The 20,681-nt window shown below is 66.3% G+C and carries 17 protein-coding genes; 6 read left to right on the plus strand and 11 right to left on the minus strand.

What is annotated here, in order from left to right:
* Nucleotides 1-58: 58 nt before the first annotated feature.
* From ArtHe_RS16830 to ArtHe_RS16860, 7 genes are all read right to left on the minus strand, one after another.
* Nucleotides 59-1,132 carry an ABC transporter permease gene (locus ArtHe_RS16830; protein ID WP_248318006.1) on the minus strand — a complete coding sequence of 358 codons (1,074 nt, stop codon included), beginning with the start codon at nt 1,130-1,132 and terminating at the stop codon, nt 59-61.
* Complete coding sequence (locus ArtHe_RS16835; RefSeq protein ID WP_248318007.1) at nt 1,132-2,769, minus strand: sugar ABC transporter ATP-binding protein; 1,638 nt, start codon at nt 2,767-2,769, stop codon at nt 1,132-1,134. Before ArtHe_RS16835 ends, ArtHe_RS16830 begins: the two co-directional genes overlap by 1 nt.
* Nucleotides 2,769-3,947 (minus strand): substrate-binding domain-containing protein, encoded by a 1,179-nt coding sequence (locus ArtHe_RS16840; protein WP_248318008.1) that lies wholly within the window; start codon nt 3,945-3,947, stop codon nt 2,769-2,771. Before ArtHe_RS16840 ends, ArtHe_RS16835 begins: the two co-directional genes overlap by 1 nt.
* Nucleotides 3,948-4,265: 318 nt before the next feature.
* On the minus strand, nt 4,266-7,943 hold the full coding sequence (locus tag ArtHe_RS16845; protein WP_248318010.1) for a S8 family serine peptidase: 3,678 nt from the start codon (nt 7,941-7,943) through the stop codon (nt 4,266-4,268).
* Nucleotides 7,944-8,353: 410 nt separating this feature from the next.
* The gene (thiD, locus tag ArtHe_RS16850; RefSeq protein WP_248318011.1) at nt 8,354-9,187 is read right to left on the minus strand and encodes a bifunctional hydroxymethylpyrimidine kinase/phosphomethylpyrimidine kinase; all 834 of its coding nucleotides are present in this window, start codon (nt 9,185-9,187) and stop codon (nt 8,354-8,356) included.
* A gap of 63 nt (nt 9,188-9,250) precedes the next feature.
* Entirely contained in the window at nt 9,251-9,733 is a 483-nt protein-coding gene (locus ArtHe_RS16855) for a hypothetical protein (protein ID WP_248318012.1), read from the minus strand.
* Nucleotides 9,726-10,553: a TetR/AcrR family transcriptional regulator gene (locus ArtHe_RS16860; protein WP_248318013.1), complete on the minus strand. Its 828-nt coding sequence runs from the start codon at nt 10,551-10,553 to the stop codon at nt 9,726-9,728. Before ArtHe_RS16860 ends, ArtHe_RS16855 begins: the two co-directional genes overlap by 8 nt.
* A 225-nt stretch (nt 10,554-10,778) precedes the next feature.
* On the opposite strand from ArtHe_RS16860, the gene ArtHe_RS16865 reads away from it, so the two are divergent.
* Nucleotides 10,779-11,513 (plus strand): queuosine precursor transporter, encoded by a 735-nt coding sequence (locus ArtHe_RS16865; protein WP_248318014.1) that lies wholly within the window; start codon nt 10,779-10,781, stop codon nt 11,511-11,513.
* A 67-nt stretch (nt 11,514-11,580) separates the two neighbouring features.
* Here ArtHe_RS16865 and tgt read toward each other — a convergent pair whose 3' ends face one another.
* Nucleotides 11,581-12,846: a tRNA guanosine(34) transglycosylase Tgt gene (gene tgt, locus ArtHe_RS16870; RefSeq protein WP_248318015.1), complete on the minus strand. Its 1,266-nt coding sequence runs from the start codon at nt 12,844-12,846 to the stop codon at nt 11,581-11,583.
* A gap of 261 nt (nt 12,847-13,107) precedes the next feature.
* Between tgt and ArtHe_RS16875 the strand changes: the two genes are divergently transcribed.
* Entirely contained in the window at nt 13,108-14,142 is a 1,035-nt protein-coding gene (locus ArtHe_RS16875) for an FUSC family protein (RefSeq protein ID WP_248318016.1), read from the plus strand.
* A 79-nt stretch (nt 14,143-14,221) separates the two neighbouring features.
* On the opposite strand, the gene ArtHe_RS16880 is transcribed toward ArtHe_RS16875, so the two are convergent.
* Nucleotides 14,222-15,094, minus strand: a complete 873-nt coding sequence (locus ArtHe_RS16880) for a DUF6707 family protein (RefSeq protein ID WP_248318017.1) — start codon at nt 15,092-15,094, stop codon at nt 14,222-14,224.
* 58 nt (nt 15,095-15,152) lie between these two features.
* On the minus strand, nt 15,153-15,692 hold the full coding sequence (locus tag ArtHe_RS16885; RefSeq protein WP_066299800.1) for an NUDIX hydrolase family protein: 540 nt from the start codon (nt 15,690-15,692) through the stop codon (nt 15,153-15,155).
* A gap of 116 nt (nt 15,693-15,808) precedes the next feature.
* On the opposite strand from ArtHe_RS16885, the gene ArtHe_RS16890 reads away from it, so the two are divergent.
* Both ArtHe_RS16890 and ArtHe_RS16895 read left to right on the plus strand, forming a co-directional pair.
* Nucleotides 15,809-16,402: a YdeI/OmpD-associated family protein gene (locus ArtHe_RS16890; RefSeq protein WP_248318019.1), complete on the plus strand. Its 594-nt coding sequence runs from the start codon at nt 15,809-15,811 to the stop codon at nt 16,400-16,402.
* Nucleotides 16,403-16,411: 9 nt separating this feature from the next.
* A complete protein-coding gene (locus tag ArtHe_RS16895; RefSeq protein WP_282568695.1) occupies nt 16,412-17,284 on the plus strand; it encodes a class II glutamine amidotransferase in 873 nt (290 codons plus the stop codon).
* A gap of 13 nt (nt 17,285-17,297) precedes the next feature.
* On the opposite strand, the gene ArtHe_RS16900 is transcribed toward ArtHe_RS16895, so the two are convergent.
* A complete protein-coding gene (locus ArtHe_RS16900; protein ID WP_248318020.1) occupies nt 17,298-18,485 on the minus strand; it encodes a glycoside hydrolase family 76 protein in 1,188 nt (395 codons plus the stop codon).
* Between the two features lie 143 nt (nt 18,486-18,628).
* Here ArtHe_RS16900 and ArtHe_RS16905 point away from each other — a divergent pair, with 143 nt between their 5' ends.
* Together ArtHe_RS16905 and ArtHe_RS16910 are read left to right on the plus strand one after the other, a co-directional pair.
* A complete protein-coding gene (locus ArtHe_RS16905) occupies nt 18,629-19,405 on the plus strand; it encodes an SDR family NAD(P)-dependent oxidoreductase (protein ID WP_248318022.1) in 777 nt (258 codons plus the stop codon).
* Nucleotides 19,406-19,414: 9 nt separating this feature from the next.
* Nucleotides 19,415-20,599, plus strand: coding sequence for an acyl-CoA dehydrogenase family protein (locus ArtHe_RS16910; protein ID WP_248318024.1), 1,185 nt, complete (start codon nt 19,415-19,417; stop codon nt 20,597-20,599).
* The last annotated feature ends 82 nt before the right edge of the window (nt 20,600-20,681 follow it).

Consider the following 20,681-nt stretch of genomic DNA (forward strand, 5'->3'; position numbering starts at 1 on the left):
GGCAGTTTCTGCCGATGCTGCGCCGCAGCGCCGGCCGGAACCGCCCTGCCCCGCCAGCTTATGTGCCCTGCCCGGACCTGCGCCGGCCCAGATAGCTGGAGAGCCCGACAGCGACCAGCAGCGCCACACCGTTGAACACCTGGTCCACCCAGTTCGCAGCCCCACTCAGGGTCAGCCCGCTGACGCTCACCGCCACGAACAGGACCCCAAATACCGTGCCGACCACGTTAAAGCGGCCGGGCAGGATCGCGGTGGCACCCAGGAACACCGCTGCCAGCGCGGGGAAAAGCAGGTAGGTGCCGTTGTCCGCGTTCGCTCCACCGGTGCGCGCCGCCAGGATCACTCCCGCGAGTCCCGCCAGGGTGCCGGAGAGGATGAATGCTGTCTGGGTATAGCGGCGCAGGGGCAGCCCCACCAACACCGCGGCCCGGTTGTTGGAGCCGATGGCGTAGAGCGAACGGCCAAAGGGGGTATGGGTCAGCAGATACCAGGCCAGGAACACCAGAACCGCCACCACAAACACCACCCGGGGCAGGCCCAGCCAGGTACTGCTGCCGAAGGTGGTGAAGGCCGGATCGACGCCGATAATCGCCAGCCCTCCCGTGTACCACTGGATGAGCCCGCCCAGCAGTGTTGCCATGCCCAGAGTCGAGACAAAGGCGTTCATTCGAAAGCGGGCGACAAGCAGTCCGTTGACCGCTCCCACCAGGGCTGCGGCGGCCACTCCCAGCAGGCAGGAAAGCCAGAGCGGGAGCGCAAAATGTGCCATGGACGCTGCGGTCACCACACTGCTCATAACAGCGATGCCGCCGACTGAGAAGTCGAAATGACCGGCTACGAGGGGAAAGATCAGGGCGATGGCAACCAGCGTCACTACTGACTGATTGGCCAGGACCACCGAAACGTTTGCGGTGCTGAGGAACACCGCGGAACTGGCCGGAAAGACGCCGAAGAACGCGATGATCAGGACCAGCAGCAAGGGAAGGGCGAACCGTTCAAGCTGCGCGCCCAGCGGTGTGCGGGCGGGCTTGCGCCGGCCCGGCAGGGTACCGGGCGCCGCCCCGGAAGCCCCGGGGGCCGGGTCCTGCCGGGTTTCGCTGGGTGTGGCCGGGGGCGTGTGGATGGCGTCCATTAGTCAACAGATCCTTCGTGAGTGGCGCGGCGGCCGGGGGCGGCGGACATCACTGCTGTAGCCAGTTCGCCGCGCCCGGCATCTTCGGGGCTGAACTCGCCGGCGACCCCGCCGTCGACCAGGACCAGCACGCGGTCGCAGAGTTCAATCAGTTCATCCAGGTCGCTGGACGCCACCAGGATCCCGCAACCCTGGCCGGCGAGGCCGCGCAGGGTGCGGTAGATATCCTGCCGCGACATCACATCGACCCCTTGGGTCGGTTCATCCAGCAGGAGCAGCCGGAGGTCCCGGCGCAGCCAGCGGGCCATGATCACCTTCTGCTGGTTGCCGCCGGAGAGCTGCCCGATGGGAATTTCGGTTCCATTCGTCCGGACGGAATGCTCGCGGATAAGGCGTTCGGTGTCGGACCGTTCCAGCCGCAGGTCCATCATGAGCCGGCGCCAATACCGTCCGATTACTGTGGCGGAGGCGTTCTCCCGCACCGCGAGGTCCAGGAAAGCGGCGTCCCGGTGCCGGTCTTCCGGAACGAAGGCAATCCCGGAGCGGACGGCATCTGCCGGTGAGGACGGGGTGTGCGGGGCACCGTCCAGGCTCATCGTTCCGCCGGTCAGGGCGGTATCGCCGAAAATTGCGCGCAGTACGGTGGAGCGGCCCGAACCTGCCAGCCCGGCCAGGCCCACGATTTCCCCAGCGGACACTGCAAGGTTCACTCCTGCCAGCGGGTGCCGGGTCAGGTTCCTGCCCTCAAACACGGGGGAAGCAGAGTGTGGCGGCGCAGGCGCAGCTTCCGTGGCTGCGCCGGGGATTGCTGTGCGGGGGACGGTTTCACCGGCCATCATTGAGACGATGACCGGTGTGCTCATTTCCGCCACCGGTCCGAGGCCGGCCACGGAACCGTCGCGGAATACCGTCACATGATCGGCGACCTCGGCTATCTCGCCGAAGCGGTGCGTCACCAGCACAATCGTCTGGCCGAGGTCCGCGCGGCCCCGCAGCGCCGCCATCAGCTCCCGGGATTCATCTTCGGGCAGGGACGCCGTGGGCTCATCCAGCAGCAGCACATACTCGCTGTCCTGCTGGTCAGCGAGTGCACGGGCAATTGCAACCATGGTTTTCTGGCTCGGGCGGAGTGTCCCCAGTGGATCGGTGGCCCGCGCCGAAATACCGTAAAAGTCCAGTAGTTCGTCCGCGCGGCTGCGTAGTTCCCGCCAGCGGATTCCCTGGAACGGGTTCGTAGGGAACCCGGAGTCCAGGGCAAAGTTTTCGGCGATTGTCAGTGAATCGAACACTGCAAGATCCTGGTGGACAAAGCGCAGCCCGGATTCGCGTGCCCGGCGTGGGGTCATCTGACGTGCCGGAACGCTCTCTCCTTGCACGCTGATGGTTCCGGCGTCGGCTTGGTAAACGCCGGCCAAGCACTTGATCAGGGTTGACTTGCCGGAGCCGTTGCCGCCGAGGAGGGCGTGAATACTGCCTCGTTCCACGGCCAGGTCCACCCCGGCCAGGGCGGCCGCATCGCCGAAAGTCTTGGTAATCCCCTGCGCCGCCAAGGCGGTCACCACCGCCGTGTCATGCGCACCTCCCGTGCCCGCGGAAGCCGCGGACACGGGAGGGCGGAACTTGTTAGAAGCAGTCACTACTTGCCCCATGCCTCCAGGTAGGCCTGCTTGAAGTCGATCACCGGGTCGTAGGCAAACGCGGCGCCGCCGGCTGGCATGTTCGTCTTCGCATCCACTGCCTGCATTCCGACTCCGGACGGCAGGATCTCCTGCTCAGCCAGCAACCGCAGGGCGGTGTCCACACCTGACCAGCCGTTCCACTCCAGGCTGAAGGCGATCGAGGCATCCTGGCCCTGGCCGGCAGCGATCAGGTCCAGGTTGCTGCGCTGGCCGAAGGCGCCGACGACGGCGAGATCATCGGACCGCTGGGAGGAAACGATTGCCTGAGACAGTCCGGCCATGAACCAGCCGTCCAACGGAACAGCAACTGCATTCGCTTCGGGCGCCTGCAGCAGTGCCGTGGAGAGCTTTTGCGCCATGGCTCCGCTGGCCGCGTCCTGGTTGCTGAGCTGCAGGGTTGCAACGACTTCACAGCTGTCGCACTTTTCGAGTTCGGCGTTCAATCCGTCGCTGATCCAGGGGCCGAACCGGGTGTCTGCGAAGGTGACTTCCAGAAGCTTCACGTCGCCGTCGGTCTGTCCGATCAGCCATCCGGCCTGCAGCTCGCCGAGCTTGTTCCACCACTGCTCGTTGTCCATGCCGTCCAGCTGTTTGGTGATGCCGGTGAACAGCGGCTCGCCGCCGTCGACGTCGCAGTCATTGGCGCCGACGCCAACGGTGGTGATTCCGGCAGCGCGGGCCTCTTCGAGCGGGCCCTGGAAGCTGGAGCAGTCCTGACCGATCACAAAGATGACGTCGGCGTTGGCGGCCACCCCCTGGCGGATGCAGTTGGCCCAGCCATTGGGGTTGAGCTGGCCGTCGCAGATGTTGCTCTGCCATCCGATTGCCTCGGCTGCATCCGCGGCGCCCTGGGCAGGTGTTGAACAGGTGACCTGGGACTGTCCGCAGGAAACCACCCAGGCAGAGAGGCCCTCTGGCACCGCCACGGATTCGGTCGGTGGGGTCCCAACAATGCCTTCGTAGGCCGCCGCCAGAGCTTCGGAGCCGGCCGGCGCTGAGGCCTCGGTGGAAACGGAGGCTTCAGGACTGGGAGCGTCTGCTGCGGGGGAGGAGCTACAGGATGCCAGGGCGAGGCTGGCAATAAACAAGGCGCTGAGGGCGCCCCTGGCCTTGGTGCTCGAACTTCTGCTTCTCATCAGGTCTCCATCGACAGTCAAAGGGCGGGAAAGTGATTCAGATCACGCTGTTCTCACCACTGTGATGCGGGTTGGATATTTGGGGAAGCGAGTTATTGGGATAGCTGCTATCTGCTGGATGGATAGTGCGGGGTTGTCGAGGGAAGATCCGGCTCCGCGGAAGCAGGGACGGACTGGGCCGGCCTCCGTTGTCGGAGGCCGGCCCAGTCCGTCTATTTACTTGTATTTTCTGGGTGAGACCCGGTCAGATGGTCATATCCAGCGCGGCCCGTGGCCCCAGCCATTGCCGGGCTGGCTTCAGCCGTGCCCGCCGCCGGTTCAGGGCCTGCCTCCACCGTGACCTCCACCATGGCCGCCGCCGTTGCCGGGCTTGCCGCACTTCTGCGCCTCAAAGGCAGCCGTGTAGCTGGCCTTCTCGGGTTTGCCCTTGCCGGTAAAGGTGTAGTTCACGGTGACTTCGCCGGCCTTGATCGAGGAGTCCTTGGTCTTGATGACCACGGTCTTGGACTGGCCCGGGTTCAGATTGTTGGCTTTGGCCGACCCGTACTTGGACTTGACCTCGACGTTGGCTTTCCGGGTGCCGTCGTTCTTCACGGTCACGGCAATCTCGACGCCGGACTTCGTGCACTTGCTCACGGCCGACACCGGGCTGACCGGAGCCGGGGCCGGAACAGTAACCGGCAGCACCTCGGCCCGGCCGCCCAGACCGGCGGTGCCGCTCAGGTCGCCCGTGGCATTGTGCAGGTGCAGGAACAGTGCCGAGGCCTCGGTGGTGTCCTTACTGCGGTTTACCGTGAGCTTGCCGCCGTCGACGTCGGCAAACAGGGCGTCTGCTGAGCCTCCGGCGAACCACAGCGCCGGGTTGGCGGCGTCGAACTCGATGAACTCCGTGGAATCCACCGGAACCGTGGTCCCGGTGTCATCCACGTTGTAAAGGCTCCAGGTCACCACTTTGTACTGGATCGGCAGCGACTCCGCCGCCGGATCCAGACCCAGGGCCGCCACGGACACCGGAAGCGTCACCGTGTTGGAGTCGAAGGTGTTGGAGTCCACGTTGCCGAGCAGGCCGTTGGCCCCGGTCTGGTCCACCAGGGTGCGTGAGCCGTCCGCGTTCAGGCGGTAGGTGTTAACCAGCACCAAGTCCAGGTCATCGGCACGGCCGGTAGCCACGAGGTAGTCAGCCGTGCCGTCCTTGTTGGTGTCGATCTCAACGTTGACCTCGTTGTGCCCGCCCAGGATGGGCCAGTTCTCCCAGGTGCTCAGGCCGAAGTTCAGCACCGCGCCCGCCGGATCTCCGCCGGCAGCCTTCACCGCAGGGAGCGTTGAGGAGGCCCCCACCGCCGAGAGATCCATGGCCTTCATGGAGTCCAGCGCCAGGTTATCCAGCTTCGGGCTCTGCCCGCCCAGCACCAGCGGCGACACCAGCGACAGGTAGGTTGATGCCCCGGAGCCCTGCACCAGGCCGCGCCCGGTGAGGGTCACCTCGGCAGCCAGGGCCTCGGAATCAGCGAAGCCGATCCCGGTGCCCGCGGTCAGGTCCGACGTCGGCTTCGGGGCCGAATACACCGGCACACGCAGCGTCGGCACACCGGCGCTGGCCAGCTGGACGCGTCCGGAGACATCGGCCAGGAACTGGCGCGGCAGCCCCAGCTGTTCGGTGTCCGCGGCCGGGTCGATCGTTTTGGCCAGCGCCGCGGGATCGGCGACCGTGAGGGTGACGTCCACGGTGGCCTTGGCGTTCGCGCCCACGCTGACGCTCGGAGCCGTGGTGATCTCCACCCCGGGCATCGTCGACGCCGGCAGGTAGCTGACCGCGAAGGTCCGCGGCGAATCGGATTTGTTCTGGACCGTCACCTTCCGGGTCACGGTGAGGGCGTCGGCGCCGAGTTCCAGCACCCCGAAGTTGACGCTGGTGAGCGTCTGGTCCTCGGCGTCGTAGGCCAGGGCCTTGTTGTTCACGGCGTCCAGGACATCAACGCGGCCGGAGCCGACCCGGTTGGGTCCGTGCACCGCGCCGTTGGCGGCGAGCACGTCATGGGTTGCGGTGTTCATGATGGCGTTCTTGACCTCGTACGGCGTGTAATCCGTCGCCGCGTACAGCAGTGCGGCCAGGCCCGCCACGTGCGGTGTGGCCATGGACGTGCCGCTGCTCACCGAGGCGCCGTTGCCGGACCCCACGTTGGCGGAGCCGATCGAGGAACCGGGAGCAGCGACGTCGGGCTTCACCACTCCGTTGGAACCGTGCAGGCCGCGGGAGGAGAAGGAGCTCACCGTATCCAGCGAGTTCGAGGGGCCGGTGGCCGTGCCCATGTAGGCCGGGTCCAGGCGCACGGTGAGGGTGCCGTCGACGGCGGCTGGACGCAGCCGATCGGAGGCCTCGCGGTTGAGCTGGATGCCCGGGATGGCCGCGTTGCCACCAATACCGGCGTCGAACACGTCCCGTGGGGAATCCAGGACGACGCCGGTTGCGCCGGCGGCCTGCGCGTTGTTGAAGCGGGCGCCTGAACCGCAGGGGAACGCGCCGTTCTCTTCCCACTGGATCCAGACCCATTTGCCGGTCAGCGAGCCGGCGGGGAAGGCCGCGCAGCCGAACTTGTTGTCAGCCGGAGCCGCCACCACGCTGCCGGTGAGCCGTTCCGGCGTCAGGGCCGGATCGGAGTAGTTGAAGTTGGCGGAGTACTGGCCGGCGGCGGAGCCCTCGAGCCCGGCCGGAGCCAGGACATCGGCACGGTCCAGCGAGATCTGTGAGCCGATGGAGCTGGCCACGGTCAGCGCCGAGCGGGCGTTTCCGGGGGAGCCGCCCACGTTGTAGACGTCGCCGGCGTTGCCGGAGGCGACCACGGACAGGATGCCCTGCTCGGTCAGCTTGTCCACAATGTCGTTTTCCGGGTCATCGACCGGAGCGTAGTCGGAGCCAAGGGACATGTTCACGACCTGCGCGCGGTCGGAGAAATCGCCGTCGCCGTTGGGGTCCAGCACATAGTCCAGAGCCTGGCCGACGACGTCGGAGGAGCCGGTGCAGCCGAACACGCGGATGCCGACCAGCTGGGCTTCGGGAGCCGAGCCGGGGCCGATCCGCAGGTCATTGACCGTCTGCGCGGTCAGGGAGGAGAAATCGCCGTCGAACGTGGTGCCGTCGGCGTTGGTCCCATATCCGGCGGCGGTGCCGGCGACGTGTGTGCCGTGGCCCTGGCAATCCAGCGGGTTGAGGTCCGGCTTGGGGATCGGCTGGTAGTCCGCGGCGGTCGGGTCGGCGTTGTAGTCATCGCCCACCAGGTCATAGCCGCCGATGAACTTGTCCGGATCGATCAGGCCGCTGCCGGCGTCGGGAATGCCGGGCGAGGCCTGGGCAGCTTCAAACGCCTCCACCGTGCCGGGGCCGCCGAAGTCGCTGTGGGTGTAATCGATGCCGGTGTCCAGCACGGCGATGGTGATGCCCTTGCCGGTTTGCTGGCGTTCCACCCAGGTGTTCAGCGCCCGGGTGTCGATGTCCGCACCCTTGTTGTCGATCGTTTTGGGGACAATCCGGGTGATCTTGGCGACGTCGCCGCGGTCCGCCAGCGCTTTGATCGCGTCGGCATCACCCACGATGGCCACGCCGGGAAGCGTGTTCGTGGTGGTGTATATGGTGCTGGCAGCGGCTTCCTGGGCCACAGATTCGGCCTGGGATTCGATGTCCGCCCGGATCTGCTGCACCCGCGGTGCGTCAACCACCGGTTCCTGCTTGCCCGCCTTCACGGCTTCCGGCTGGGTCTGCTCGAAGGCCCCTTCGCCGGTGAACTGGACGAAAACGGAGACCTCGCCGCTGATCCCGCGAAGGCTCGGCGAGACCTTCTGCTCCGCAAACTTCTCGACCGCGAATCCCTGGAGGGCGTTTCCGGGGTCAGGACTGGTTTCGGTGGCCTGGGCCGGCAGGCCCAATCCCGCTGTGAGTGCCAGGCCGGCGACGGCGGCAGTTGCCACCACTCCCGGCCTGCGATGAATGGACCGTCTCATTGTGCTCCTTGAACATTTCCGCCGCGTGCTGCCGGAGAAACGCCGTCAGAGACCTGTTGCACTAGAGACCTGAACCGCCGCCCGCCGGCTGCTGACACACGTGACAGCTTTCCGTTGTGCCCCCAACCCCCGTTGTGGAGTGTCAGCTATGCACCTTCGGCCCCCAATTGCCCGCAGCCGTAGGCACACCCTAAGCGAGCATTTCGGCAGGTCAAAGGTTCACGGTTTTGGGCCGCGATTCGTTCAGCGGCTATTGACGGGAACGGCTGTGCAGGGCTTAAATCGCGGACTGAGCTGGCACGAAAGGACGGATCCCAAGGGAAAAGCTCCGGACGTTCACGGGAAAAGCGAAACGGACGGCGGCACCGTTTCCGGTGCCGCCGTCCGCCGTAGTCAGGGACTTGAAAGGGTTAGAGCGCCGGGCCGTTGCCCGCGCCGCCCTGCCAGAGGGCATCGAACGGCGTGTGGGAGGAGACCCGGTTCCGGATGCCTTCGGTGACGAACGCCTTGGCGGTACGGGCGGCCTCGAGCGGTGATGCACCCTTGGCCAGTTCGGCAGTGATCGCTGCGGCGAGCGTGCAGCCGGCACCGCTGACGGCAACGTCACCGACCTTCGGTGCACGCAGCACCTCCACGGTCTGGCCGTCATAGAAAACGTCGACGGCGTCGTCGCCTTCCAGCCGCACCCCGCCCTTGGCCAGCACGACGGCGCCGGAGGCTTCATGGATCCGGCGGGCCGCTTCCTGCAGATCTTCGACGGATTCGATGGAATCCAGGCCGGAGAGAGACAGGGACTCGAAGTGGTTCGGGGTCACGAACGTAGCCAGCGGAAGGATCTGGGCCTTGAGCGCCTGGTCGGTGTCCAGGGCAGCGCCCGGTTCCTGCCCCTTACAGATCAGGACCGGGTCCAGAACGATGTTCTTCCAGTCCTGGCTCTGCAGCGCCTTGGCCACGGTGTCGATGGTGGCGGGCGTGCCAAGCATGCCGATCTTCACGGTTTCCAGGTCATAGGCCGTCTGAATGGCCTCGAGCTGGTCCGCGATGACCTGCGGTTCCACCGGAACGAAGCGGTGGTTCCAGTTGTCCTTCGGGTTGAAGGAAACAATGCAGGTCAGGGCAGCGATGCCGTAGGTGCCCAGTTCCTGGAACGATTTGAGGTCTGCCTGTGCGCCCGCTCCGCCGGTGGCTTCCGAGCCGGCAATGGTGAGCGTGACGGCCGGAGCCGAGTGTGTGTGTGAAGACATGTTTCCATCTTCTACCTTTAGCGGGGCGGGCCGCCACCTGCGACATGGCCGGAACGGAACGCGTCAGGTGCGGACATCCATCAGGCGCCATACGGCAAGCCGTCCGATGGCAGCCGAGCAGCCGATCGCCAGCGCCATCAGCAGCGGCACCCCGATGGATCCAGCGATCAAGCCGATGACCAGCCAGGCCAGCAACATGGGCACCACGAAAAACGCGAGGACGTGGAGCCACTGATTGGGGATGCCCCGCAGCAGCAGCCCCAGCGCCAGTCCCACCGGTGCCGCAGTGAGCAGGCCGAGGCCTCCGGCATAAAAGGCAGCGATCACGATGATCCACAGATAGCCCCAGAAATCACGGGAGGTGCCCCAGCCGATGGCAATGGTGGCCATCGCGGCCACGAGCAGGCAGGCGATCCCATAACCGGTGACGAACGCGATGGGGCCGAAGGTCACGCGGGGGGTCAGGACCAGGTGCCTTTCCGGCGCGCGGGTGCCGCTGGATGGCCCGGCTGGATCAACGTCGTCGTCGTCCGCAGTTTCAGTCATGTGATCGCGCTCCTCGCAGCAGCTTCACCACATCTTCCACAATATTCCGGACAACCGGTAGGCGGGAGAGGATCACCAGCTTTGCGACCAGGGGAGCGATGTTCGCCACCAGCCGCCTGGAGCGGGCCTGCCCGGGGGAGGAGTCATAAACCCAGAACAGGGTGACGCCCATGTGCACGAGCCACAGCAGCTCCGGCAGATCATCCCGGATGGCCAGCGGTGGCTGCGGCCGGGCGGTCTGGACGGCCTGCCGGTACACGGCAATCGACTTGCCGCGGCCGATCTGGGCGGCGTCCGGTGCGGGGGCAGGGTCGGGTGCGGGTGCCGGGGCATCCGGCTGGGCTTCGGGGGAAGCCTCGGGGGAAGCTGACGCCGGAACCGGCGCCGCTGCCGCCGTCGCACCTGTTGCTGCCGCCGTCGTCGTCGTACCTGCTGCCGCCGCCGCCGCGCGGGCCGCGTAGCGGGTGCCGCCCGGAACCGGCAGGGCGGCGTTTTTCAGGAACTGGTGGCCCAGGCCGTGGTACGGGGACAGGACATCGAGGTTGGCCAGCAGGATCACGCGGAGGTGCTCGCCGAGGTTGTGTCCCTCGCGCAGCAGTGGCAGGGCAACGGAGCGGTGTTCGTCCTGCAGTGAGCGGTAGAGCTCCGCCACGAGCGCGTCTTTAGACTCGAAGTAGTAGTACGCGTTGCCGACGGAGACGCCGGCGGCTTCGGCGATGCCGCGCATGGTGGTGCGCTCGTATCCCTGTGCGCGGAAAAGCGCTGTTGCGGTCTCGACCAGCCGTTGCCGGGTGGTTTCGCTCTTTGCCCCGGCGGCCATCGAACTCCTGTTCCTACTTCTCATCGACATTAGAACACGGTTTTGAACAGGTTCAGAAATGTGACGCTGGCTGGCTGGGAGCGCTTCACTGATGGAATCCGGAGCCCCGGGGCGTGTGAAACATGGCAGAATGAACGCTGGTCCTTTGGGCCGCCCGGGACAGCGGGCAAGTGCTAATACAGCCGGCGAAAGCTCAGGCGAACCACTAACCGAACGGGAATACCCATGTCTTCATCAACCCCGGGCGCTGCCGTCCAGGCGCCACAGGCTCCCAGCTACGCCTCGCGCGGCAGCTCCCATTACGATCTGATCCTCACCCTCATGTGCGTGGTGATCATCATCTCCAATATCGGGGCTTCCAAGGGTGTGGTCCTCGGCCCGATCTTCGGAGACTTCAGCATTGTCACCGACGGCGGTTTCTTCCTCTTCCCGCTGGCCTACATCCTCGGGGACGTCATCAGCGAGGTGTACGGATTCAAGGCTGCCCGCCGGGCCATCTATATGGGCTTTGCGATGGCCGCGTTTGCGGTGCTGGCGTTTGCGGTGATCATTGCACTGCCAGGGTTCGACGACGATTTCGGGCTTGAGAAGCAATCGGCACTCGAGGTGGCGCTGGGTCCGGTCTGGCAGATCGTGGTTGCCTCACTGCTGGGCTTCCTGGCCGGGCAGCTGCTGAATTCGCTGGTCCTGACCCGGATGAAAGCGAAGTTCAAGGAGCGTGCCCTTGCGGGCCGGCTGATGGCTTCCACCGGTGCGGGCGAGTTTGCCGACACCCTGATTTTCTGTGCGATTGCCGCCCCGGTGATCGGCATCAGCGACGCCGGCCAGTTCGTGAACTACGTGATCTTCGGCTTTGTGTACAAGACTGCCGTGGAGTTCCTCTTCGTCCCGGTGACCTCTGCCGTGATCAAGGCGATCAAGAAGCGGGAACCAACCTATGGGCAGGTTTCCGCTAGCTGAACTGGGCCGAACAAGTGCACAGCTTCCCAGGCTTCAGCTCAGCTGCAGTACCTGAAAAGCTGACCTGTCAGCTGTAGTACTTGCCCAGGACCTCGTCCTTGAACTCGAAGAACGTGCCGTCCTCGAGGGCCAGCCGGGCGTCGTCGACCAGTTTCACGGTGAAGCGTTCGTTGTGGATGGAGATCAGCGTGTGGCTGACCATCTCATTGGCCTTGAACAGGTGCTGGATGTACGCACGGGAGTAGTTGGCGCAGGCGTAGCAGTCGCAGCCGTCCACCAGGGGGCCGAAATCGCGCTTGAACCTGGCGTTGGAGAGGTTCTTCCGGCCGTACGGCGTGTAGAACGCGGAGTTGCGGGCCACCCGGGTGGGGGAGACACAGTCAAAAGTGTCCGCGCCGTTCTCGATCGCCGTAAAGATGTCGTCCGGCTCGGAAATGCCCAGCAGGTGCCGCGGCTTGTCCTCCGGCAGTTCCTCGGAGCACCAGCGGACAATCGTGCCGAGGTTTTCCTTCTCCAGCGCGCCGCCGATGCCAAAGCCGTCGAAGTCCATGGCTCCGAGGTCGCGTGATGCCTTGCGGCGCAGGTCCTCGTACTGGGCGCCCTGCAGCACGCCGAACAGTGCCTGGTACGGCCGGTGCGACCGCTCTTCGGTGAGCCGCCGGTGCTCGATGATGCAGCGTTCGGCCCACAGCCGGGTGCGCTCCAAGGAGCGTTCCTGGTAGCCGCGCGAGTTCAGCAGGGTAGTCAGCTCGTCGAACGCGAACATGATGTCCGCGCCGATCTGGTGCTGTACCTGCATGGAGATCTCCGGCGTGAAGCGGTGCTTGTCCCCGTTGAGGTGGGACTTGAACCACACGCCGTCGTCGTCAATATGGGCCAGGCGTTCCTTGCCGGGAGCGACGTCGTCATCCGCCCCGGTGGCGTGGGTGGTGCCGTCGGCATTCATGTTGATGACTTTCTTGAAGCCGGCGCCCAGGCTCATGACCTGGAATCCGCCCGAGTCAGTGAACGTTGGCCCGGACCAGTTCATGAACTTGCCGAGGCCGCCGGCTTCGTCCAGGATGTCCGCGCCGGGCTGCAGGTACAGGTGGTAGGCGTTGGCCAGGACTGCCTGGGCGCCAAGCTCCGCGACCGATTCGGGGAGCACCGCCTTCACTGTGGCCTTGGTGCCTACAGCGATAAACGCCGGCGTCTGGATTTCGCCGTGCGGGGTGGAGATGGTGCCGGTACGGCCCTGGAACTCACCGCCGTTGGCCTGGGCGCGGGACGCTGAGTCGGGAGTGGTTTCGCGCAGGCGCTTACCGAGGGCAAAGGAAAAACCAGTGGAGGACACCCCTCCATTTTGCCTTACCCGGACACCGGGCGGTCCGGCCGGGAGACCGGGCTGGCCGGAAGGCCTTGAACCCCCGCCTCGCGGGGGAGGCGGCGAGACCTGTCCCACAGAAAACATTTGCTGTCAACGACGAAGCGTAAGGTTGGTTGGTGGGATTTTGGCTCCTGCCCGGCTGGCCTGCTCCCGCCAACCGACCCCCTATTTCCCGGACTCCCGGATGACAGAAAGGCCGTTGAAGTCCCCTTGAAGCACCTGCGCGAAATGTTCAGCATTGCTCCCGCCCAGAACGACCATCATGCGGGGATCCGCTGCGGCATCGGCGTTGGGGTTCCGTTGTTCACCCTGCTGCTGCTGGGCCGGATCGATCTGGCCATCTTCGTGGCCTTCGGCGCCTTTACCGGAATCTACGGCCGGAACGAGCCGCACCGGCAGCGCCTGGGACACCAGCTGCGCGCGGGAGCGCTGATGTTCGCGGTCATCCTGGCAGGGGCACTGACTTCCCGGCTGGGCCTTGATGCCTGGGGGATCGTCCTGGGCACCACCGTGGTGGCCGGACTCGGCACGATCGCCACCGGCTTCTGGCGGCTCCGCCCGGCAGGGTCGCTGTTCCACATCTTCGCGTACGCGGCCATTTCCTCGGTCCCGGGCCAGCCCCCGCTGTGGCAGGCGCTGCTGGTGGCTGCGTTGACCATTGCCTTCGCCGTCCTGCTCGGGTTATCGACGATGGCCTGGCCCCGGTACCGGACCGAGTGGGAGAAGCCCGTCCGGCCGCGGTTCTCCCCGGCCCAGCGCAAAACCATATATGTCGACGGCGCCCTGTACGCCACCGCGGCGGCGGCGGCCGGTTCCATTGCGACACTGCTGGGAATCGGGCACAACTACTGGGCGATGGTCGCTGCCACGGTGCCGCTGGTCGGGGCCACGCTCCGGAACCGGATGCACCGCGGGCTGAACCGCATCCTCGGCACTTTCGGCGGACTCGCTGTTACTGCGGCCATCCTGCTGGTCGGACTGGCACCCTGGCAGCTGGTGCTGGTGATTGCGGTGTTCCAATGCTGCGCGGAGCTGTTTATCGCCCGCAACTACGCACTGGCCCAGGTGGTCATCACCCCGCTGGCCCTGCTGAGCACGGAGCTTTCCCATCCCAGCAATCCTGCGCTGCTGATTCAGGACCGGGCGCTGGAAACCGTGATCGGCGCCGCCGTCGGCATGGCGCTGGTTGCGCTCGTGCAGGTGCGGACCACACGGATCCGGGCAAGAAACACCGGCAGGGCTGAAGCTGACCCGGTAGCGTGAGGCTGGGCGCCGGGGTTGCGCTGGCGGTCCGGGTGTTAAAGGTCCAGGTGCTGGCGGTCCGGGTGTAAAGGTCCAGCCGCTAAAGGTCCAGGTTGAGTCCGCGGATCGCGCTGAGTTCGTTGCGGATCCGGCGCTGCAGTTCGGCGTCGCTGTAGGCCTGTGATCCGCCGTGGGCGCGCAGGTAGAGCAGGGTGTTCAGCCGCAGAATCCGCCAGTCGCGTTCGCTCAGCTCATCGCCGGCTTCGGCCGCCCGCTGGACTTCCCGGTCATAGAGGTTCGGTTCGTTGAGCTGGCGCTGCAGCAGTTCCGCGGAAAGCTTGGCCTTCAACGGATCGGATTCGGCGTGGTCACCGGCGCGCACCGCCTGTGCGTAGGCAGTGGAGGTCTCCATATCGCCGGCGTCGTGGGTAATGTGCGCGGCCAGGGACAGCGCACCCTGAATCCAGTTCCACCGTCCGTAGTTACCGTCGAATCCCAGCCCGGTGATCAGCCCGCACACCGCCAGGGCGTTGTCCGCGTCCCCCAGGTCGACGTAGAGGGTGTACGCCAGGTCCCGGACGTCCTGCAGGTTGCTGCCAGCTTTGACGTTCAAGCCGCGGCTAAGCCGGGTGATGATTTCCTTGACCGTGCGGTCATCCGGGTGGGCAGCTTGGGCAGCTGCCAATACCGCGGCATAGGTTTCTTCATCGGTGGGAACGCTGCGGACGGCTTCGGACGCATTCTGTTCCGGTGCCGGAGCAGCCACCCGCACCACCGAACCGTAGGCGATGCGCAGCGTGCCGCCGTCTTCCAGCTCGGCAAGCACCAGTGCTGGGGTGCCGAAGTCGTCTTCCTCGATGCGCAGGTTCGCCAGCGGGGCCAGGGTCAGTTCATCCAGCACCAGTTTCTGCCCCGGGACGAGCAATTCGGCATTGACCCGGAAGGCATACGTATCCGGCACACTCTCTGACATGGCTGTTCCCTTTGCGGTTGGTGCATCGACCCCCAGTATATAAAGACTTGGTAACGCCCTACCGACCCCAACCGGCGGTTGCGAGAGCCTGGCGCAGCAGATCGCCCCGGCCGCCGGAAAACTCCGAATAGACCGCCGGGCTCAGCGCCTCTTCGGGCGTCAGCCAGGACAATTCCAGCGCGTCCTGCCGGGGATCGCACTCGCCCGTGACGGGAATCAGGTACGCCAGTGCGACGGCGTGCTGGCGTTCGTCGGTCAGCCCGGTCTGCGAGGGGGAGGGGAAATACTCCGCGACGGTAAAGGGAACCAGGCTGGGCGGCAACTGGGGCAGCGCCATGGGGCCGAGGTCCTTCTCCAAATGCCGCAGCAGGGCCGCGCGGATCGTTTCGCGGTACATGACCCGGCCGGAGACGAAGGTGCGCACCATCTGTCCTTCCGGCGTCGCCTGCAGCAGCAGTCCCACTTCGGTGACGTACCCCAGCGGATCGCACCGGACCGGTACAGCTTCCACGTAAACCATGGGAAGCCGCTGTCTGGCTTCGTGCAGGTCCTCCTCCGAAAGCCAGCCGGGATACGGGTCAGGAGTGCGTACGTTCATAGGAGTGTTCTACCGCAAAGCTGCAGCAGGAGTCATTCGACGCGCTCCGCTTCGGCCAAGGGCTGAACTGCCTTCCAGCCTTTCAGCCGGTACCTCCGGGGCCTAGGATTAGGCGCATGAAGCCCGAGCTCCCGGAACTGCTGCTCCCCGATGCAGCAGCATGGCGGGACTGGCTGGAAGAACATCATCTGCTCTCGGCCGGCGTCTGGCTCGTCGTTGGGAAACAGGGCGGCAGCGTCACGGCGCTCACCCGGCAGAGTGCTCTCGACGAAGCGCTGTGCTTCGGCTGGATCGACGGGCAGGCCGCACGCCGGGACGAGGAAACCTACCTCCAGCGCTACACCCGGCGGGGGCCGCGCAGCGTGTGGTCGCTGCGGAATGTGGGCCATATCGGCAGGCTGGAGGCAGCCGGCCGGATGCGCCCGTCGGGACGCGACGCCGTCGACTCGGCAAAGGCGGACGGGCGCTGGGACGCGGCCTACGCAGGGCCGGCCGATACCGAGGTGCCCCAGGACCTGCTGGACGCCATCGCAGCCGATCCCCGGGCGCAGCAGATGTTCGACGTGCTTTCCTCGCAGAACCGCTTCGCCCTGGCTTACCGGCTGGGCCGGCTCAAGACGCAGGCCGCGCGGGAGCGCAACATCGCGGGCTTCGTGGAGATGCTCAGCCGCAGAGAGACGTTCTATCCGCAGAAGCAATTCCCCGACTAGGAGTCCACCATGTGCCGGCTTTTCGGAATGCACGCAGGTCCCGCCCCTGTCAGCGCAACGTTCTGGCTGCTGACGGCGCCGGACAGCCTAGCGGAACAGAGCCACAGGATGGCGGACGGGTTTGGGCTCGGAGTGTTCAATCCGGAGGGCAAGGCCGTGGTGGACAAGGCACCGATCGCTGCCTATGAAGACCGCGCCTATGCCGCCGCGGCCCGGAAGCTGAAAGGCACCACCTTCATCGCGCATGTCCGATACGCCAGCACCGGGGGCGACACTGCGGTGAATACGCATCCGTTCCTGCAGGACGACCGGTTGCTGGCCCACAACGGGGTGGTGGAGGATCTGGACCGGCTGGATGACCGGCTCCGGCAGCTTGAGGTCATGCACATTGTCAAAGGAGAAACGGACAGCGAACGCGTCTTCGCCCTGATCACCGGCCTGGCCCGGCAGAACGGCGGCGACCTGGGGGCGGCCATTGAGGAGGCCCTGACCTGGATTGCGCAGAACCTCCGGCTGTACGCGGTGAACCTGGTGCTCACGACGCCGACGGATCTTTGGGCCGTGCGCTATCCGGATACGCATCCGCTGTACGTTCTGCAGGAAGGCGCGGATTCGCCCCATCACGGCAAGCACACCACCCGGATCAGCGTGAAGAGCGACGAGATGGAGCAGAACCAGGTTCCCGCGCTGCTGGTGGCCACCGAGCGGATGGATGAGAATCCCAACTGGCGGCTGCTGGACGCCGGCGAGGTGCTGCATGTGGACCGGGACCTGGCCGTCCGGCGGTCCTTCCCGCTGCCGGAGCATCCCCAGCATCTGCTCACCCTCGCGGACCTGGATCCGCACGCCGCCGCTTCGCAGCACCCGCTGAAAACAGTCTGAGCGGCGCCGCGGGTTAGGGCGTTTCCGCTGCCGGGCCGGTATCCAGCCGGGCCACGCGCACGGAGGCTTCCAAGACCATCCAGGCCTGGAGCTGGGTGGAAAGTTCGACGCCGGCTCCCGCCGGGTAGCTTTCGTCTGCGGTCCTGCGCGGGTCGGGGGAAAAAACGGCCAGGTTGTTCCTGGTTGCGCGGCCTTTCCACAGCCGCTCCGCCAGTTCAGTGACCAGCGTGCCCGCCAGCCGCCGGGTCTGCCGGTCCAGGGTGGGTGCAGCAGCAGCTTCCGCGAGGTAGCGGCTGAGGATGCCGGTGAAAAGCCCGCCGTCACCGCTGCCGTGGGTGCGCAGCAGCGGGGCATCGTCGTCGTACACAGCGCCGTCGTCGTACACAGCGCCGCCGCCCGCAGCATCGTCGTCGTACACCAGATGCGCGGCTGTGGCCTGGATCAGTGCCGTGGCCCGGTCCAGATTGGCCGGACCGCCGAGTTCCAGCAGTGCGCCCAGGACCGGGCCTTGGTTGTAGGTGTAGATCGGGGTCTCCACCAGCAGCCGGTCACCTTCCCGCCGCACACCATCGAAGTAGAGTCCCGTCTCCGGGTCCAGCAGGACTGTGTTGAGCCAGTCGATGAGTGCCTGCGCGCGCTCGCGCTCCCCGCGGCGGGCGAAATACAGGGCGGCAGGTGCGGTTGCCGGGGTGTTCTTGAAGTTTCGGCTGCGGTTCCAGAACAGGCCGCCGCCGAATTCCTGGGTATGGGCTGAGCGCAGGGCCGAGCCCAGCGACTCCCGCAGCCGCTGGTGCCGCGGCTTGGTCCCTCGCGGCGGGCCCGGCAGGGAATCCACGCGCAGGGCTGCCAGCGCCAGCCAGGCCATGTCGTCGTAGAAGCTGTTGGTGATCCGTCCGCCGTTGCGCAGCCGGATCGTGCGGATCAGGATGTCCGCCAACCGGATCGGATCAACACCGGAGAAACCCTTTCCGGAGAGGGGAGCGCGGCTGCGCAGGCCGGCATCCACCAGCAGATCGACGTAGTGGGCCTGCCACCAGTAATGCCACGGACCGGCTCCGCGCGGCAGGGGCTGCGGAGCCCGGACAGCGCCCAGATGCGTGCCGGGGATGCCGAACAGGGGGCCGCCGAACGCCGTGGTGACAGACTGGGCTGCCGTATCGGCGCGCAGCTCGGCGTTACGGACAGTCTGTGCGGCAGGCATGCGAACCACCCTAGACCCGCGGGCCCGTGCCGTCACGGTGGACGGGGCTCGGATAACCCGGGCGCGGGATGCGGCGTGCTGCGCGTCACAGTAGGCTCGTGGGACCGCACGCACACCCGCGCACCCAGATTCCAGGAGGACAGATGCAGTTATCCGGCGCTTCAGCCATTGTCACGGGAGCAGCATCGGGGCTGGGCCGGGCCACTGCCCGCCGCCTGATCGATGCCGGCGCCGAAGTGGTGCTCGTGGACCTGCCGCAGTCCGGCGGCCTGGCCTATGCCGGAGAGCTGGGGGACAACGCACATTTCGTCCCGGGCGATGTCACGGACCCCGGGCAGATGCAGGGCGCGGTGGAAGCTGCCATGGCTGCGGCTCCGCTGCGGGTGGCGGTCAACTGCGCCGGCATCGGAACCCCGGGCAAGGTCCTGGGCCGGAACGGTGTCCTCCCCCTGGAGGACTTCACCCGGGTGATCCAGGTGAACCTGATCGGCACCTTCAACGTGACCCGGCTGGCTGCTGCCGCCATGGCCGAAACCAGTCCGGTAACGGACGACGGCGGCACCTTGGAGCGCGGCGTCATCGTCAACACGGCGTCGGTGGCCGCCTTCGACGGACAGATCGGGCAGCCTGCCTACGCCGCTTCCAAGGGCGGGGTCGCCGCGATGACCCTGCCGCTGGCGAGGGAGCTCGCGCGGCACCAGATCCGCGTGATGACCATCGCGCCGGGCATTTTCGAAACACCGATGATGGCGGGCCTGCCGCAGGACGCCCAGGATTCGCTTGCCGCGCAGATTCCGCACCCCTCACGGCTCGGCCGCCCGGACGAATATGCCTCCCTGGTCAGCCACATCATCGCCAACCCCATGCTGAACGGGGAGACCATCCGCCTGGACGGTGCCATCCGGATGGGACCGAAATAGGGTGTGCTGATGCTTCCGGACGCCGATTTCTTCTCCTTTGAGCAGCTCCTGAGCCCGGAGGAAACCGCCAAGCTGGCCCAGCTGCGGACCTTCCTGGCAGCGGAAGTCACCCCGCATGCCGTCCGCTGGTGGAACGAGGAGCGTTTTCCCACCGGGCTGCTGCCAGGTCTGGCCGGCCTGGAACTCTCCACGCCGGTGCAGCGCGGCTACAGCCCGCTGTTCGCCGGCCTGGTGATTGCCGAAATGACCCGGGCCGACACCTCAATCGCCACCTTCTTTATGGTCCACCATGACCTCTTTGTGGAAGGGCTGCACGCCTTCGGCTCCGCGTCCCAGAAGGAACGGCTGCTGGCCGACGCGCAGGCCCTGCGGATCACCGGCGCCTTCGCCCTGACGGAACCGGACCACGGTTCGGATGTTGCCGGCGGGATGGCCACCACTGCGGTGCGCGACGGCGGCACCTGGATCCTTAGCGGCACCAAGCGCTGGATCGGTAACGGGACATTCTGCGACTGGATGCTGCTCTGGGCCAGGGAACCGGCCACCGGGAAGGTGCGCGGGTTTCTCCTCGACGCCTCGCTGCCCGGGATTAAGCGGTCCCGGATCGAACACAAGACGGCGCTGCGGACCGTGCAGAACGCGGACATCGAACTCACCGAAGTCCGGGTCGCCGAAGCGGACAGGCTGGCCGGGATCGACAGTTTCGAAGACACCAAGCACCTGCTGCGCGGCTCCCGGATCATGGTGGGCTGGCAAGCGGTGGGCCAGCAGCTGGCGGCTTTCGACGTCGCCCGCGCCTACGCCGTCGAACGCAGGCAGTTCGGCCGTCCGCTGGCGGGTTTCCAGCTGGTGCAGGAGCAGCTGGTGCGGATGCTCGGCAATACCGTGGCGTCCACCGGGATGCTCGCCCGGGTGACAGAGCTGGAGCAGGGCGGATATGCCCGCGTTTCCGTCGAGGGGTCAGCGCGCGGGGAGATGGCCCGGGCTGCGCTGGCCAAGTCCTACGCCAGCCGGCTGATGCGTGAAACGGTGTCCCTGGGACGGGGACTGCTGGGCGGCAACGGAATCGTCACCGATTACCGGATGGCGAAGATCTTTGCCGATGCCGAGGCCATCTATACCTACGAGGGTTCCTACGAGATCAACAGCCTGATCACCGGGCGGGAGATCACCGGGATTTCGGCGCTGCACTGAAATGACGTGCAGCGAAACGGGCTGCCCTGAATCGGCGCAGCCTGGAAACGGCGCTGCACCTGGAACTCCCTGAGCTTCCACA

Origin of the sequence: Arthrobacter sp. Helios (genome assembly GCF_023167125.1) — a bacterium.
In the GTDB taxonomy this organism is placed as follows: Bacteria; Actinomycetota; Actinomycetes; order Actinomycetales; family Micrococcaceae; genus Arthrobacter_B; species Arthrobacter_B luteolus.